Source organism: Actinopolymorpha sp. B11F2, from assembly GCF_040195635.1.
Lineage (GTDB): Bacteria > Actinomycetota > Actinomycetes > Propionibacteriales > Actinopolymorphaceae > Thermasporomyces.
The window spans coordinates 390,308-405,982 of sequence record NZ_JBEFTX010000002.1 but is presented as its reverse complement, the minus strand read 5'-3'; the positions used below and the strand labels follow the sequence as shown (position 1 = coordinate 405,982).

Annotated in this window: 14 protein-coding genes; 9 read left to right on the top strand and 5 right to left on the bottom strand. The window is 69.0% G+C overall.

All coding sequences use genetic code 11. The features are described from left to right. Positions 1-204: 204 nt before the first annotated feature. Positions 205-1,401: an NUDIX domain-containing protein gene (locus tag ABN034_RS05725; protein WP_349689924.1), complete on the bottom strand. Its 1,197-nt coding sequence runs from the start codon at positions 1,399-1,401 to the stop codon at positions 205-207. 375 nt (positions 1,402-1,776) lie between these two features. On the opposite strand from ABN034_RS05725, the gene sdhC reads away from it, so the two are divergent. The 6 genes from sdhC (at position 1,777) to ABN034_RS05695 (ending at position 7,946) form a co-directional block, all read left to right on the top strand. Next, on the top strand, positions 1,777-2,577 hold the full coding sequence (sdhC, locus tag ABN034_RS05720) for a succinate dehydrogenase subunit SdhC (protein WP_349689923.1): 801 nt from the start codon (positions 1,777-1,779) through the stop codon (positions 2,575-2,577). Positions 2,578-2,606: 29 nt separating this feature from the next. Then, positions 2,607-4,421, top strand: coding sequence for a fumarate reductase/succinate dehydrogenase flavoprotein subunit (locus tag ABN034_RS05715; protein WP_349689922.1), 1,815 nt, complete (start codon positions 2,607-2,609; stop codon positions 4,419-4,421). A 32-nt stretch (positions 4,422-4,453) separates the two neighbouring features. Continuing rightward, positions 4,454-5,218: a succinate dehydrogenase/fumarate reductase iron-sulfur subunit gene (locus ABN034_RS05710; protein WP_349689921.1), complete on the top strand. Its 765-nt coding sequence runs from the start codon at positions 4,454-4,456 to the stop codon at positions 5,216-5,218. A 224-nt stretch (positions 5,219-5,442) separates the two neighbouring features. Further along, positions 5,443-6,678 carry an exo-beta-N-acetylmuramidase NamZ family protein gene (locus ABN034_RS05705; protein WP_349689920.1) on the top strand — a complete coding sequence of 412 codons (1,236 nt, stop codon included), beginning with the start codon at positions 5,443-5,445 and terminating at the stop codon, positions 6,676-6,678. A 204-nt stretch (positions 6,679-6,882) separates the two neighbouring features. Then, entirely contained in the window at positions 6,883-7,182 is a 300-nt protein-coding gene (locus tag ABN034_RS05700) for a 4a-hydroxytetrahydrobiopterin dehydratase (protein ID WP_349689919.1), read from the top strand. Positions 7,183-7,409: 227 nt separating this feature from the next. Further along, complete coding sequence (locus ABN034_RS05695) at positions 7,410-7,946, top strand: hypothetical protein (RefSeq protein WP_349689918.1); 537 nt, start codon at positions 7,410-7,412, stop codon at positions 7,944-7,946. A gap of 125 nt (positions 7,947-8,071) precedes the next feature. Here ABN034_RS05695 and ABN034_RS05690 read toward each other — a convergent pair whose 3' ends face one another. Both ABN034_RS05690 and ABN034_RS05685 read right to left on the bottom strand, forming a co-directional pair. Beyond that, the gene (locus tag ABN034_RS05690) at positions 8,072-9,031 is read right to left on the bottom strand and encodes a coiled-coil domain-containing protein (protein ID WP_349689917.1); all 960 of its coding nucleotides are present in this window, start codon (positions 9,029-9,031) and stop codon (positions 8,072-8,074) included. Positions 9,032-9,075: 44 nt separating this feature from the next. Next, positions 9,076-9,915 carry a M23 family metallopeptidase gene (locus ABN034_RS05685; RefSeq protein ID WP_349689916.1) on the bottom strand — a complete coding sequence of 280 codons (840 nt, stop codon included), beginning with the start codon at positions 9,913-9,915 and terminating at the stop codon, positions 9,076-9,078. A gap of 657 nt (positions 9,916-10,572) precedes the next feature. On the opposite strand from ABN034_RS05685, the gene ABN034_RS05680 reads away from it, so the two are divergent. After that, complete coding sequence (locus ABN034_RS05680; protein WP_349689915.1) at positions 10,573-11,349, top strand: GntR family transcriptional regulator; 777 nt, start codon at positions 10,573-10,575, stop codon at positions 11,347-11,349. 29 nt (positions 11,350-11,378) lie between these two features. Beyond that, the gene (locus ABN034_RS05675) at positions 11,379-12,149 is read left to right on the top strand and encodes a phytanoyl-CoA dioxygenase family protein (RefSeq protein WP_349689914.1); all 771 of its coding nucleotides are present in this window, start codon (positions 11,379-11,381) and stop codon (positions 12,147-12,149) included. 35 nt (positions 12,150-12,184) lie between these two features. Here ABN034_RS05675 and ABN034_RS05670 read toward each other — a convergent pair whose 3' ends face one another. Then, on the bottom strand, positions 12,185-12,778 hold the full coding sequence (locus tag ABN034_RS05670; protein WP_349689913.1) for a TetR/AcrR family transcriptional regulator: 594 nt from the start codon (positions 12,776-12,778) through the stop codon (positions 12,185-12,187). 92 nt (positions 12,779-12,870) lie between these two features. On the opposite strand from ABN034_RS05670, the gene ABN034_RS05665 reads away from it, so the two are divergent. Further along, a complete protein-coding gene (locus ABN034_RS05665; protein ID WP_349689912.1) occupies positions 12,871-14,289 on the top strand; it encodes an MFS transporter in 1,419 nt (472 codons plus the stop codon). 81 nt (positions 14,290-14,370) lie between these two features. Here ABN034_RS05665 and ABN034_RS05660 read toward each other — a convergent pair whose 3' ends face one another. Next, a complete protein-coding gene (locus ABN034_RS05660) occupies positions 14,371-14,991 on the bottom strand; it encodes a DUF305 domain-containing protein (RefSeq protein ID WP_349689911.1) in 621 nt (206 codons plus the stop codon). Between the last annotated feature and the right edge of the window lie 684 nt (positions 14,992-15,675).

Here is a 15,675-nt window from a genome sequence, read left to right as displayed (position 1 = left end):
CCAGAAGTGGGGTCTAGTCACGGCATGTATGGAAGTGTTCAGGACGTCATGCGCCGGGAACGTACTGTGTGGCGATCACGGCGACAAGCACCCTTGTCCGCTTCCCGCCAGTCCGGCGGGCGTGCACACCGCCACCACGCGTTGTGCCGGTATGACGTGCCAGCACGATGTGCAAGGACAGGATCCCGACTGGTCGAACTCGGCTCAGGACTCGCGGGCGAGCGCGCGGTCGACCTGCGGGAGGCGTTCGGTCAGCCGTGCCCGTGCGGTCTCGACCCTCGTCACCACACCGGCCGCGAGCAGCCGTCGCATCCCGGCGTCGCCCCGGGCCGCACCCGCCTGGATCCGGTCGATCGACGTGCCCAGGCGGACGGGTACAGCCGCGAGCAGCTCGTACGGATCGATCCCGCCGTACGCCTCGGCGAGTACCCACAGCCGGCGGGCCGCCTCGACTGCCGCGAGCTCGGCGTGCAGGGGCACGAGGTTCCACGCCGCGAAGGCGAGATCGTCGATCGCCCGCCCCGGCCCAGCGACATCCCAGTCGAGGACACCGGCGAGCTCCACCCGTCCGGTCGTGACGTCACGCTCGACGACGATGTTCGCCGGCGCGATGTCGTTGTGACATACCACCCGGTCCGGCGCCAGCTCCTCAGCGTCGCCACCCGCCAGCCGCCACCGCGGATCGGCGGGCCGGAACGACCGCGCCGCCTCGTGGTAGCGGCGCAACCACCTACCCACCGCGCCGATCACGTCGTCGCCGCGTGCCCATCCGGGAACACTGCCGTCGCCACCCGCGACCGTCTCCCCCGGGATGTACGACAGCACCTCGCGGCCGCGCGCGTCGACGCCCAACGGGCGAGGCACGCAGGGAACGCCATGTGCCCGCAGGTGATCGAGCAGCTCCGCGATGGTCGGGGTCCATGGCCCGGCGGGCCGGCGTACGGTCGGCCCGATCCGCACAGCACCGCCGACCCCACCGCCCGGCAGCGGTTCGCCGTCCAGGAGGCGCTCTCGCAGCGCGTCGACCAGTGGCCGGTCGGCATCGAGCCAGGCCACGTCGTCGAGTTCCTCGGGCATCAGCCAGCGGATCGCGTCGTGCTCGGCCCCGGGTACGGGTTCGGATGATCCGGCGGCGAGGCGGACGACGTGGCCGCGCAGGACCCAGCCGGACTCCAGCGTGACCGCGGGCTCCATGCGTTCGATCACATCGATCTCCGCGCCGAGCTCCTCGCGGCACTCGCGCACGAGGGCGGCCGCGTCGGTTTCCCCCGGCTCGACCTTGCCTCCAGGGAGCTCCCAGGCGCCGGCCAACCGCGCGGGGGTACGCCGCCGTGCTGCGAGCAGGCAGCCCGTACGCAGGACCGCCGCCGCGACAACCACCTGGTGCGAGGTATCCGCCATCCCGTCCATCATGTCCGACGCCCGCTTCGCGCCGGAACAAGTGCCCCATGCCCAAGCCGGTGAGCTCCGGCCGGCAGGTTCCGGTGATCATGAAACCGCCCGCACGCCGGCGTCGTCGGGCCGGTCGTCGCGCGACAGTGTGTCCGATGCCACATGTGATGCGGACTGCAGGTTCCACCGTTCGGGGCCGAGAAGGTGCACGATGCGTTGCGGAGGCTGACCGGGAGTACGCCGGCACGAGCCCAGCGCGATGATCTTCACCGATCACCCACGGGCGGCAGCCGGCAGGCCATGCGGCAGACTCCAGACCCGAAGGTCGCGGCCGTCCGGCCACGAGATTGGCCGGCCGAGGACACCTGGAGAGGAAGGGGCGAGATGGCCACGGGAGTGCTGGGGCCCGAACGCGCACGCATCACGGAGCGGACGCTCCGCCGTGACAAGTGGTGGTGGGGCCCGCTGACCACCGGTGCCGTACTGCTCTTCTTCATCGTCTACGCGACGGCGCGGATCTTCATGAACAAGTACTACTGGGCCGGCGAGGAGCACTACCTCACGCCGATCTACTCGCCGTGCATCAGCTCGGCGTGTGTGCCAGGGTCGAGCCACTTCGGGACTCCGCTGCCAGCAATGCCGCCGTTCATCCCGATCGCGGTCATCACCTTCGTGATCCTCGCGGGCTTCCGGGGCACCTGCTACTACTACCGCAAGGCTGGTTACCGTTCACTCTTCTTCGCCCCGGCGGCGTGCGCGGTTCCCGAACCACACAAGAAGTACACCGGTGAGTCGCGGTTCCCGCTGATCCTGCTCAACCTCCACCGCTACTTCTTCTACGGCGCACTCGTTTTCGGCCTGATCAACGTCTACGACGCCGTGCTCGCACTGAACGGCAAGGACGGTGGGATCGGCATCGGCCTCGGCACCCTCATCATCTGGATCAACCTCGCGATGCTGTGGGCCTACACGTTGTCCTGCCACGCGTGCCGCCACATCGTCGGAGGGCGGCTGCGAAGCTTCTCCAAGCATCCGTGGCGCTACCGCTACTGGACCTTCGTGTCCAAGCTCAACACCCGGCACGGCCAGTACGCGATGATCTCGCTGGTCACGGTCATCGGCACCGACGCCTACATCATGGCCGTGTCGGCGGGCTGGATCACCGACTTCCGCTTCTACAACTGAACGCCTCGCCAAGACCTGAGGGACCATCGATGAGCGCCAACTCTCCAGACACAGTTGACGAACGGCATTCCTACGACGTCATCGTCGTCGGCGCCGGCGGCGCCGGCCTGCGCGCGGCGATCGCCGCCCACGACGCGGGGGCACGCACGGCGATCGTCTGCAAGTCCCTGCTGGGCAAGGCCCACACCGTCATGGCCGAGGGCGGTGCCGCCGCCGCCTTGGGCAACCTCTATCCCGAGGACAACTGGAAGGTGCACTTCCGCGACACCATGCGTGGCGGGAAGATGCTCAACAACTGGCGGATGGCCCAGCTGCATGCCCAGGAGGCGCCCGACCGGGTGCTCGAGCTCGAGGAGTGGGGCGCGCTCTTCGACCGCACCGCGGATGGGCTGATCTCGCAGCGCGACTTCGGTGGTCACCGGTACGCCCGGTTGGCGCACGTGGGTGACCGCACCGGCCTGGAGATGATCCGTACGCTGCAGCAACGGGCGGTCGCGCTCGGCATCGACGTCTTCATGGAATGCACGGTCACGGACATTCTCAAGGACGGCGACAAGGTGGCCGGTGCGCTCGGCTACTGGCGCGACAGCGGCAACTTCGTCCTCTTCGAGGCGCCGTCGGTCGTGCTGGCCACGGGTGGGATCGGCAAGTCGTTCAAGGTCACGTCGAACTCCTGGGAGTACACCGGCGACGGGCACGCGCTGGCGTTGCGCGCTGGCGCGAGCCTGATCAACATGGAGTTCGTCCAGTTCCACCCGACCGGCATGGTGTGGCCACTGTCGGTGCGCGGGCTGCTGGTTACCGAGTCGGTCCGCGGCGACGGCGGCATCCTGAAGAACTCCGAGGGTCGGCGCTTCATGTTCGACTACATCCCGGAGTTCTTCAAAGCCGAGACGGCCGACACGATCGAGGAGGCCGACGGCTGGTACACCGACAAGACCAACAACCGCCGACCACCGGAACTGCTTCCCCGCGACGAGGTCGCGCGCGCGATCAACGCCGAGGTGAAGGCAGGACGCGGCACCCCGCACGGCGGTGTCTACCTCGACATCGCGTCGCGGCGTGACCCGGAGTTCATCAGGCGGCGGCTGCCGTCGATGTACCACCAGTTCAAGGAACTGGCCGACGTCGACATCACCAAGGAGCCGATGGAGATCGGCCCCACCTGCCACTACGTCATGGGCGGCATCGAGGTCGACGCCGACAGCGGCGAGTCGGCGGTGGAGGGCCTCTACGCCGCCGGCGAGTGCTCCGGTGGTATGCACGGCTCCAACCGCCTTGGCGGCAACTCGTTGTCGGACCTGCTGGTGTTCGGGCGCCGGGCCGGTCTCAACGCCGCGTACCACGCGGTGAAGGTCCGCACGGCACGGCCGGCGGTGGACTCCGCCGCGGTCCAGGCGGCCGTCAACGCCGCCTTGACGCCCTTCGCCGACGCGGGCGGCGAGAACCCGTACGACGTCCAACGCGAGCTCCAGGACGTCATGCACTCCCTGGTCGGCATCATCCGCAAGGCCGACGAGTTGGAACAGGCCCTGCTCGAGATCGAGAAGCTTGCCGAGCGCGCCGACCACCTCACGGTGGCCGGTGACCGGAAGTACAACCCTGGATGGCATCTCGCGCTCGACCTGCAGAACATGTTGTGGGTCTCGGAGTGCATCGCCCGTGCGGCCCTCACCCGGACCGAGAGCCGGGGCGGTCACACCCGCGACGACTACCCGATGACCGACGACGAGTGGGGAACCAAGAACATCGTTCTGCGCGAACGCGCCGGAGCGATCGACCTGGCCATCCAACCGCTGACCGCGATGCCCGACGACCTGAACACGCTGTTCGCCCAGAGCTAGCCGCAACGAGGACGAAGGACCGAGGAGACGAGATGGGCTACGACCTGTCGATGAAGATTTGGCGCGGCGATCTCGACGGCGGTGCGCTGCAGGACTTCACGGTGACGGTCGAGGAGGGCGAGGTCGTCCTCGACGCCATCCATCGGTTGCAGGCGACGCAGGCGGGTGACCTCGCGGTGCGCTGGAACTGCAAGGCCGGCAAGTGCGGTTCGTGCAGCGCCGAGATCAACGGCCGGCCTCGGCTCATGTGCATGACACGGCTGTCGGAGTACGCGCAGGACGAGACGATCACGGTCACGCCGATGCGGACGTTCCCGATCGTGAAGGACCTCGTCACCGACGTCTCGTACAACTATGAGAAGGCGAAGGAGGTCCCGGCGTTCGCGCCGCAGCCGCCCGACGCCGACGGCAAGCGCCGGATGATGCAGGTCGATGTCGAACGCGGGCAGGAGTTCCGCAAGTGCATCGAGTGCTTCCTGTGCCAGGACACCTGTCACGTGATCCGCGACCACGACGACAACAAGGAGGCGTTCGCGGGGCCGAGGTTTTTCCTGCGGTACGCCGAGCTCGACATGCACCCGCTCGACACCAATGACCGCCGGGAGCTCTCGCAGGCCGCCGCCGGGCTCGGCATGTGCAACATCACCAAATGCTGCACCGAGGTGTGCCCCGAGCACATCAAGATCACCGACAACGCGATCATCCCGATGAAGGAGCGCGTGGCCGACCGGAAGTACGACCCGCTGGTGTGGCTCGGTTCGAAGATCCTCCGCCGCGACCAGCGCACGGAGGTCTGAGCCGCCCCCCCGATGCCTTCACCCGGCCACGTGGTTAATTGACGATCCATGACGACCACGGGTAATTTCTCACCGTGTCTCCAGGTGGTGGGCCTGGCCACCACACGGAGACCGCCTGGTGACCCGGCGCCCACTGCGCGGCACCGGTGAGAAACCGGCCGTGCCCGTCGCCGGCCGCCACCAACCGGTGATCACGGGGCGACGGCAGGCAGGAGGGCCGGCACGTGAGCGAGCGTGAGACGCCCCTACGCACGAGGACCGGTGCCGAACGCCTGAGCGCCGACCCGACACTCGCGGGCCCAGGACGCCGGCTGGGTCTCGTCACCAACTACACCGGCGTGATGCCGGACCTCAGCTCCGATGCCGCGGCGCTCCTCGCTGCCGGCGTGCCCCTGGTGGCGCTCTTCGGTCCCGAGCACGGCCTCCGCGGCACCGCTCAGGCAGGCGACAGCGAGCCGGACACCCATGATCCGGTGAGTGGGCTGCCGCTCCACGACACGTACCGTTCCAGCGGCCTGGGGCTCGACGCCGTCGTGGCGGCCGCCGAGGTCGACACGCTGCTCTTCGACCTGCAGGACATCGGGACCCGGTTCTACACCTACGTCTGGACGATGTACGACCTGCTCGCGTCCTCGGCCCGGCTCGGCGTCCGCTTCGTCGTACTCGACCGGCCGAACCCGGTGAGTGGCCTCGCCGCCGAGGGCCCGCTGCTCGATCGGGCGTACGGGAGCTTCGTGGGTCGGGCGCCGATCCCCGTCCGGCACGGCCTCACCGCCGGCGAACTCGCCCGGCACCTCAATGTCACCGCGATCCCGGCCGAGGTCGGACATCCGGCCGACCTTTCCGTCGTCACGATGGAGGGCTGGCACCGGTCGCTCCACGCCGACGAGACCGGCCTGCCGTGGGTCATGCCGTCGGTCAACATCCCCACCCTGGACAGCGCGCTCGCCTATCCCGGCACCGGACTCTTCGAGGGCACCAACCTGTCCGAGGGGCGCGGGACGACGCGGCCGTTCGAGCTGATCGGGGCGCCGTACGTCGACGGGCGGTGGGCAGCAACCCTCAACGACTCCGCGCTTTTCGGGGTGCGGTTCCGTGAGGCGTGGTTCACCCCGACGTTCCACAAGTACGCCGGCCAACCGGTCCGCGGGGTCCAGCTGCACGTGACCGACCGGACGACCTTCGCCCCGGTACGCACGGCCCTCGCGATGCTGCACACCCTGCGCACGCTCTACCCGTGCGAGTTCGGGTGGAGGACGACCGCGGCCGGCGCTGGGGGGACGGGACACCGGCACTTCATCGACCTGCTGTGGGGAAGCGGCTCGCTCCGCCAGAGCGTGGATGCGGGCAAGGACCCCACGCCACTTCTCGCGCTCGCCGGATCGGACTCGCCTCAGCACCCGGCCGCATGGGCGGGCGAGGAGGTCCTGCTCTATCCCGACACCGCGACGGCTGGCTGAGGACCGGGCTCGCCCGTTTGGATGAGGGCGCCCCTCATCCCGTAGGTTCGTGTCAGGGGCAACCTCATCGCACAAACCTTCGTGTCAGGGGCACCCACCTCCCATGGGGCACCTCCTCCCATGGGGCACCTTCTCCCATGGGGCACCCTCCTCCCATGGGGTACGTCGTACCTAGGGCCCCTTCGAGCGGAAAGGGCAGCACCGATGGCCGAACTTCTGAGCGATGACCAGATCACCGACGCCCTCCGCGACCTCCCCGGATGGGAGGCGCGCGCCGGGGCTCTTCACCGCGCCGTCACGGCACCCGACTTCCTCACCGGTGTCGCGCTGGTCAGTGACGTCGCGCAGGCCGCCGAACAGCAGGACCACCACCCCGACATCGACATCCGCTGGACCACGGTGACGTTCACGCTGAGCACCCACTCCGAGGGTGGCATCACGACCAAGGACGTCAGCCTCGCCCGGGATATCAACCGGCTCGCCGAGAGCCGTGCCGGCCAGTAGCACGCTCGCTCTGGGTTTCCAGGCGGTGATCATCAGCCATATTTCCGGCTGGCAAGGGCCGAAGCCGGAGAATCTTGTCTCCGGGTGGGAGCCGCACGGACGTCCATTGCGTCAGACCGTTGACTCACCGGGCATTCGCTGGTCATCCTTTAAGGCCGAGCGTACGAACGTACCGGCTCCCAACGGCGCGCTGCCTGCGTTCGCAACCCCGACTCGAGGGGGTTCTCATGAGGGAGCGATACACGTACGACATCGCGACAACCACACCCGACGGCCGTTGGCTGTCCAGTGTCATCAGCGATGACAGCTTCAGCCGGGATCCTCGTTCCATCGCCCGCAGCCTGCTGGAGCAGTGGATCATCGACCACCAGGGCAGGCTCCCGGGCGGCAGGGTCTACGTCTACGGCGGCTCAGACGGAGAGGAACCCCACAACATCGTCGCCACCGTCCGCGTCCGGGTCTATCGCGGCGACCAGCGCAATCGCGAGGCACAACCGGTCGCGGTGGCCTATCTCGCACACGCGGCCAGTGACTATCCGAGGTCGCGATCGTTGCACCGTGGTCCGGACGCCAACGGGTCCGCCGGCAGCCGGCTCAGCCGGGTACGTTCCCGGCTGCGGTTCCCGCTACCACGACCCACCTTCGACGGGATCGCGGAGCGCCGGGAGGCCGACTCCGACGGACAATATCCGGAGGACGACTGTCTCCCAGCCGTACGCAGGCGTCGCCGGCATCGGACGCGGATGACCGAGAGGGCCGCCTAGGCGACGCCCAGGACGTCAATGGCCAGACCACCTGGGTGACCGTTGCCGCCACAGCGCGCACGAAGAACGCAACGGGTCGAGCGCCGACCGGGACGTAGCAGTTCCCGGCGGCGCTCCTTGCGTTCTCAGTGTGCGCGTTGTGCCCGGCGGGTCGCGTCCGCGAGCCGCCCTCGCGCGGTGGCGAGGTGGTCGGCCGACCGTTGCTGCCGCTTGGTGGCCGCGCGGACGCCGCGGTCCAGAGCCTTCGCCCGTTCCTCGGCGTCACGCAGTTGCGTACGCAGCCGGTCGACCTCGTCCCGCGCCGCGTTGGCCTGACCGACCGCCTCGTCGACGGCATTGTCGCGGTCGGCAAGGTCGCGTTCTGCTTCTGCCACCGCCGCACGGGCTTCCGCGACCCGCCGTTCAGCCTCCGTACGGCGGTCAGTGCCGGCCAGCCCGCCATCGTCGGTACGTCCTCGCCCGCCCGATCGCTCGTCCGTACGCCGATCAGGATCCGACAGCCGCTCGACCCCCGCTTTCCGGCCGCGTGGCGCCTTCTTCTCGGCGCCGGACCGGTTCGCGCCCCGGTCGCGGACCACCGCCGGGCCAGGAGCCGCCCACACCGGCCCGAACCCGGCGTACTCCACCGCCGCCGCCAACGTCGCGCCCCGGACCTGTTCGGCGACGTCGGGATCGACGAGCGCCGCGCCCAGCGTCCCCTCGACGTCACGGCCGAGCTCAGGCGACACCCGGACGCCCGCCTCTCCGGCGAGCCGCCGAGCGGCGGTGATCAGTTGTGACACGAGCCGCTGCCGACGGGTCGACAGCTCGCGAAGCTGGTCGCCCGCGCCCGCTTCGTACGCCGGCCGGAACTCCTCGGCCAGCTCCAGCAGCTCCGCGACCAGCTCACCACGCTCGCGTACCAACAGGTTGACGACCCATGCGCTCTGGGTCGGCCGGCGCAGCCCGGCAAGTGCCCGGGCCAGGTCGAGCCGGTGGTCGGCTCGGGCGCGCCGGACCAGGTCGTCACGGGCCGCGACGAACTCGCCCGGCGGCACCGCATACAGCTCACGTGCGATCTCGAGAAACTCTGCCGATTGCTCCATCACGGCATATCGTGCCGGACCCCGCGGTCTGTCAGGGTGCGTTGTCAGCAGTTGTTCGTGCTCGTGATGATCGGCTCGTCGCCAGCGCTGAGGGAGTACCGAACCTCCTGGATGATCGGATTCACGATCTCTGCCGGGCTGCTGCCCCAGTCGTCGTTGTCGGCGTCGTAGATCTGCTCGTAGTGGAGGTGGGGAACCCCGGTGTCCACCGAACCGGCCTTGCCGACCAGTTCGCCCTGGGCGAGCTTCTGGCCGACCTCCACGAGGATCGGGTCCATGTGGTTGTACATCGTGTACCAGCGGTCGCCGTGATAGATCTTGATCGCGCCGATCTCGGGGAGGATCCGGTTCACCACCCCTGGTGCGGACGCCCGCACGTCACGACCGCGCGTCTCTCCGTCCTGGTAGAAGAAGTCGATCTTCTTGTCCTCCGGATTGTGGTTGGCGTACGTCGTCCCTCTCCACCGCTCGCCACAGGTGAACGGCGACTGGAAGTTGGGACGTCCGTCGGCGAGCTTGACCGGTGACGGCTGCCCGGCGGGTTTCTCGGCCACGGCCTTCTTCGGTGCGGGCGCGGCCGCCGGCTTGGGGCTGGCCTTGGTCGGGCTCGGCTTGGGCTTCGTACTCGTCGCCTTGGCCGTGGGTTTGGCCCTCGTTGCCGACCTGTCGGCGAGTTTGGACCTGTCCGCCCGCGCGGTCTCCACACTCGACGTCGGGTCGACGGATGAGTGCAGGCCGCCGAGGTCCAGGTACCGCGAGTTGAGCGACCTCGGCTGAGCGTCCGGACTGGCCGACGCGCTGTTGGAGGTGATCATCGCCGCGAGTCGACCTGGGTACTCGAGAGTGAACCACAGCGCCGCCACACCGACAGTCGCCACGGTCACCCCGAGGACGGCGGCGACCACCGAGAGGGCTCGGGCCGATCTCCGAGATCGGTGGAAGAGAGAGCGGCGGGTTCCTCGATGTCTAGGTCCTGCTGACCCTACGTAGTGGGACTGTGAGTGCGGCCTCACGAGGTCTCCTTCGGTCGGGGGTGCGCGAGAAGGCACGGCCCGCCGATGACTGCCTCGACCAAGAAGACCCACGTGGCGTGGGGTGACGATCGGTGCGATGGTTCGACGTGCGGCAAACAGGTTGCATACGCGAATTGCTCTCCGGGAGCCGTGCTGTGCAGGTGGTGCCGGTACGGCCCCCGTGGCCGACTTGAGGGATTCTGCGCTACATAGGGTGATCAGATCCGCCTAGAGTCCACAATGCGGAAAGTTCGGACTCGCCCCTGGGCTGACGGAGGCCGCAATCGGCCATAGAGTCGAGGTTTCTTCGAGGCGTCGCCGACAACGACGGCTGTTAAGTCCGTTCGGCGGAGAACCTTTGATATCCGCGCCTTCGCGATCACTGGCCGATCAGCGTGTGCGGAGTCCCAGGCCGGTACGGCTGCATCTCGGTCCCTTGCGTACCAGGCCTGCTCCGTTTGTTGCGTACCACGTAATACCGCGTATGACCACTGCAGAACTGTGCATACCACGTGATACCGTACGGCGGTGACGCGGGCACCTGCCTCGAAGGCCTCCCACCTCGCCGAGCCGATCAGCCGTGACGGCCCGGAACCTGCGTACGAGAAGGTTCGCCGACTCCTCGCCACCGAGATCACGACCGGGCGGATCCGCGCCGGCAGCAGGCTGGTCCCCGAACGCATCCTCTGCGAGCAGCTCGGCGTCAGCCGGGTGACGTTGCGGCGAGCACTCCAGAACCTCGTCCAGCAAGGGCTTCTCACGCCGTCGGCCGGCCGTGGGTGGTACGCGACGCCGGGCCAGCTCAGCGAATCGCCTGGTGCGTTGCGAAGTTTCACCGCCCTGGCAACCGAGCAGGGCGTCAAGCCACGTGCACGCGTCCTCAGCCGCCGCGTCCGGCGGTCGACCGCTGGCGAGGCCGAGCAACTCGCCGTCGACCGCGGCGAGCGCGTGCTCGCACTCGAACGCCTGCGCCTGTTCGACGATGCCCCGGTGGCGATCCAGCGCAGCGTCGTACCCCTCAGCCGGGTCGCGGCCGACATCGCCAAGGTCGACTTCGACACCGCTTCGCTCTATGCCGCACTCGAGGAACGCGGCGCGACGCCCACCCATGCGGCGTACGCGATCGAAGCCGACGCAGCCGACCAACGGCTGGCGAACCTTCTCGACATCGCGGTCGGGGCACCGGTTCTCATCACCTCCCAGACGACCTACGACCAACTCGGCCGGCCGGTCGAATGCGGGCGGATCACCTACCGCGCCGACCGCTACCGGTTCCACGCGACCCTGGCCGCCGGCACCGGCTGAGTCGACGCAACCGCCGACAAGGAGTTCCCATGACCGAGACCACCTCGACGCCGCTGGCACCCCTCACTCCGGATGAGGTGGCGGCATTCCACCGCGACGGGTTCCTCGTCATAACTGCCCTGACCTCAGCCGAGGAGATCATCCGCCTGCAGGCGATCTACGATCAGCTCTTCGCCGCCAAGAAGGACTTCGCGGCCGGAGACCGGCTCGAGCTCGCCGGCATCGACGACGACGGGCACGAGACCCTGCCGCAGGTCCTCAGCCCGGAGAAGTACGCACCGGAACTCCAGCACATCCAGGCGCGTGAGCGTGCGCTCACCATCGCCCGGCAGCTGCTCGGACCCGACACCGAACGCATGGGAGACCACGCGATCCTCAAGCCTGGCAGGCACGGTGCCGCGACGCCGTGGCACCAGGACGAGGCGTACTGGGACCCGGCACTCGAATACGACGCCCTCAGCTTCTGGATGCCCCTGCAGGAGGCGACGGTCGAGAACGGCTGCATGCAGTTCGTGCCCGGGAGCCACCGAGACGACGTCCTGCCACACCGGCACATCAGCGACGACCCGAGCGTCGAGGCGCTGGAGTACGACGGGGACATCGCTGACCTGCCGGTGACCGCCTGCCCGTTGGCACCCGGTGGGGCGACGGTCCACGGGTCGCGGACGCTGCACTACACGGGGCCGAACCGGTCGGACTCGCCGCGTCGTGCGTACATCATGGGTTTCGGCCGCCCGGCAAGGCGCCGCGCCGAACCGCGCGACTTCTCCTGGCAGCGCCCTGGACCCCACGGGTCCTGACGCCCAGCAGACGTTCCTGTCCTACGACGACCAGCTCACCGTGCTGGTGCGGGCGGGGTGAGAATCGACTGCACGGACGTGGTGACGATGTGGGTGACGTCGGGGTTCTCGAGGCGTCCGGCCCGCTGTTCGACCGCCGCGCCGTGCAGCAGGTAGTGCACGACGCCGACCAGCCAGGCGATGGGGAGGTCGGTGCGGAATACGCCGTCTTCCTGGCCGCGGCGGATGAGTTGCTGGACCCGCTCGGCAGGCGCGTCGTGCAACTGGCGGAGCCGCCCGGCGGGCAGGACGTCTTGAGCCGCCTGGAGCAGTGCGGCTGATTCGGCGACGAGCGACCAGCTGGATTCGAGCAGGCGGGTCAGCGCGTCCCGCGGGTCGCCACCGAGGTCGATGGCGGCCAGCCTCTCCTCACCGGCCCGGAGTGCGTCGGCGAGTGCCGCTTCGACCAGCTGCGCCCGGGTGCGGAAGTGGCCGTAGAGCGTCATCCGCCCCACGCCCGCGGTCTTCGCGATGTCGTCGACGGTCGCGGACGGGTCCCGGCCGAGGCAGGTTCGGGCCGCCGCGACGATGGCGGCGATGCTGCGTTCGGCGTCGGCGCGCCGGCGCGGCCGTGCGGCAGCAGGAGCCATGCCGCCCACCCTATCTCGTACAGGAATATACGAGTTAAGCTCTCCGTTCAGAATTCGTACACGAACGTACGACTTACGGCGGGAGGCCGGTCATGACACTCGACGAGACAGGCGTGGAACGTACGCCACGTACGCCGCACCCACTGCGCTGGCGAATCCTGGGCTTCCTCGGAGTGGCCCAGCTGATGCTCATCCTCGACATCACGGTGGTGGCCATCGCGCTGCCGCACATCGAGACCGACCTGGGGGCGAGCCGCGAGGCCCTCGCCTGGACCATCAGCGCGTACGCGTTGACGTTCGGCGGGCTGATGCTGCTGGGCGGCCGGCTCGCGGACCTGCTCGGGGCGAAGCGGATCGTGCTCGCCGGTCTGCTGATCTTCACGGTGGCGTCGCTGGTGACCGGGCTTGCTGAGGCCTCGGGCATGCTGATCGGCGGGCGCGTCGCCCAGGGCGTCGGGGCGGCGCTGCTGTCGCCGTCGGCGCTGTCGCTGGTCGTCACGCTGTTCGATGGCGACGAGCGGAACAAGGCGCTCGGCGTGTGGTCCGCGCTCGGCGGCGGCGGCGCGGCGCTCGGGGTGCTGCTAGGAGGGGTCCTCACCGCCGGGCCAGGCTGGCCGTGGGTGTTCTTCGTCAACGTTCCGATCGGCCTGGTGATCATCGTCGCGCTGGGCCGGATGCTGCCGCGGCAGACCCCGACCGCGACCGGAGCCCGGCTCGACGTCTTCGGGGCCTTCCTGGTCACCGCGTCATCCGGGGCGCTGATCTACGCGTTCATCAGCGCCGGTGATCGCGGCTGGCTGACCGTCACCACCGCCGTGCTCGTCCTGGTCGCCGCGGTCGGCTACCTGGCGTTCGTGACCTGGCAGAAGCGGGCCCGCTCGCCGTTGATGGACGTCCGGCTGCTCGCTCGCCGCCCAGTGGCCGCCGGCACCTTCCTGATCCTGCTGGCGACGGCGTTGATGATCGCCGTGTTCTTCCTGGGCACGTTCTACTTCCAGCACGGGCAGGGATACGGCGCGATGCAGACGGGCCTGCTGTTCCTCCCGGTGGCACTGGCAACGATGGCCGGCGCCAACCTCACCGGCCGCTCCATCGGCCGGCTGGGAGCGCGGCCCTTCGCCGTCGCCGGCCTGATCGTCGCCGCAGCGGGGATGACCATCCCCGCCCTGTCGATGCGGCCGGCCACCGTTGTCATCGGCGTCGCGATCGCGGCCGCCGGGTCCGGCGCCCTCTTCGTCGTCGCGTCGGCCACCGCACTCGGTCAGGTGGCCCCCCACGAGGCCGGCATCGCCTCGGGCATCGTCAGCACCTTCCATGAGTTCGGTGCTGCCAGCGGGGCGGCCGTTGTCTCGAGCGTGGCGGCAGCCAGCCTCGTCGGCGACACTCTCGCCGGCTTCACGGATGGTTTCGTCGTCGCAGCCGCGGCCGCCGGCGTCGCCGCCCTTGTCGCGGCGGCGCTGACACCGCCGAAGCCCGCCCCACAGACAGCACCCAGCAGCGCCTCGACCTGACGTCCCCACCGCAGAACGGAAGGGGACAGCCCCAGGGCCGACCTGGAGCTGCCCCCTTCTCGGCAGGGAACGCGAGAGCCGTCAGCCGGAGTTGGCGAGTAGCTTCCGCATCTGGGCGATCTCGGCTGTCTGGGCCTTCTCGATGGTCGCGGCGAGCTTCTTGGCGGCGGTGTTCTCGCCGTCGCGTTGCTCGGTCTCGGCCATCTCGATCGCACCTTCGTGATGGTCGATCATCAGCTCCATGAACATCCGGTCGAAGTCGGCACCATTCGCCGCCTCGAGGTCGGCCATCTGCTCACCGGACATCATGCCGGGCATGTCCTCGCCCATGTCCATGCCGCCGTGGTCCATGCCGGTGTCACCGGTGTCCTCAGGCACCTCTTCGCCCCAGGACCTCAGCCAGCCGGACATGGTCTTGATCTCCGGATCTTGTGCCCGCTTGATCTGCGCGGCCAGCTCCTTGACCTGCGGGCTCTGCGCCCTGGTCGGTGCAAGCTCGGCCATCTCCACCGCCTGGCGGTGGTGCGGGATCATGCCCTGGGCGAATTCCACGTCAGCGTCGCCGAACGCCGCCTTGGCGGACGTGGTGTCGCCGGGCTTGTTCTCGGCGTCGTCGTTCTGTGTCGTGCCGCTACTGCCGCAGCTGGCAATCAGCACGGACGCAGCGAACGACGCGAGCAGGAAGGCAACAGGTTTACGCACGAATCCTCCGTGTTCTGCTTGTCGGTTGATCTGTCCCGTACGCCGGCCGGCCAAACGACCGTCGGCACGACACGGATCAGGTCCGCGACACGCAGAGCACGGAGAGGGTTCGGGCGAGGGAGCGGGGTCGTCGTCGCCTGGATCGTAGGTACGACAAGACAACTGCGGACACGGACATGGCGGAGGCGGACCCCACAGCCCAGCCCCGACCTACCCGGAACAGCAGGCCGAACAGAAACAGACCCCCGCCGAGCACGGCGATGCACAACCCCAGCGCCGGTCCGACGTCTGTGGGCAGGGGTCCCGGCTCCGACCCGCGTGGGTGGACACGCTCGGCGGGACCGACGGTGGCCGTTACCGCGGATCGGCCATGGACGGTGTTGGCCGCTGTATCAGGGGCTACCTGGCGCGGCGCCGCACCATCGGTCTTGCCGTGCGGACCAGATGGCACGACCTGTGGGTTGCGGGCCGACGGCACGGCTTCGCCGGGGATATGTCCTCCCATGTGACCGCACACGATCTGAACCCCGTGCATGGCGAAAATCCCAGCCAGGAGCATGAGGGCGAGCATCAACCGTCGCGGCTCGCGCGCACGCTGTACCGCGCCCTGTCGTGGCGTGCGCATCGCCGGCGCGGGAGCCGTCCGGGTCATCGACACGCCACCACCTTACGCAGTCGGTACTC

Coding starts and splice junctions, on each gene's coding strand:
- ABN034_RS05695 (WP_349689918.1), top strand. CDS start 7,410: ATGAGGGAGCGATACACGTACGACATCGCGACAACCACACCCGACGGC.
- ABN034_RS05670 (WP_349689913.1), bottom strand. CDS start 12,778: ATGGCTCCTGCTGCCGCACGGCCGCGCCGGCGCGCCGACGCCGAACGC.
- ABN034_RS05725 (WP_349689924.1), bottom strand. CDS start 1,401: ATGGCGGATACCTCGCACCAGGTGGTTGTCGCGGCGGCGGTCCTGCGT.
- ABN034_RS05675 (WP_349689914.1), top strand. CDS start 11,379: ATGACCGAGACCACCTCGACGCCGCTGGCACCCCTCACTCCGGATGAG.
- ABN034_RS05715 (WP_349689922.1), top strand. CDS start 2,607: ATGAGCGCCAACTCTCCAGACACAGTTGACGAACGGCATTCCTACGAC.
- sdhC (WP_349689923.1), top strand. CDS start 1,777: ATGGCCACGGGAGTGCTGGGGCCCGAACGCGCACGCATCACGGAGCGG.
- ABN034_RS05710 (WP_349689921.1), top strand. CDS start 4,454: ATGGGCTACGACCTGTCGATGAAGATTTGGCGCGGCGATCTCGACGGC.
- ABN034_RS05665 (WP_349689912.1), top strand. CDS start 12,871: ATGACACTCGACGAGACAGGCGTGGAACGTACGCCACGTACGCCGCAC.
- ABN034_RS05690 (WP_349689917.1), bottom strand. CDS start 9,031: ATGGAGCAATCGGCAGAGTTTCTCGAGATCGCACGTGAGCTGTATGCG.
- ABN034_RS05700 (WP_349689919.1), top strand. CDS start 6,883: ATGGCCGAACTTCTGAGCGATGACCAGATCACCGACGCCCTCCGCGAC.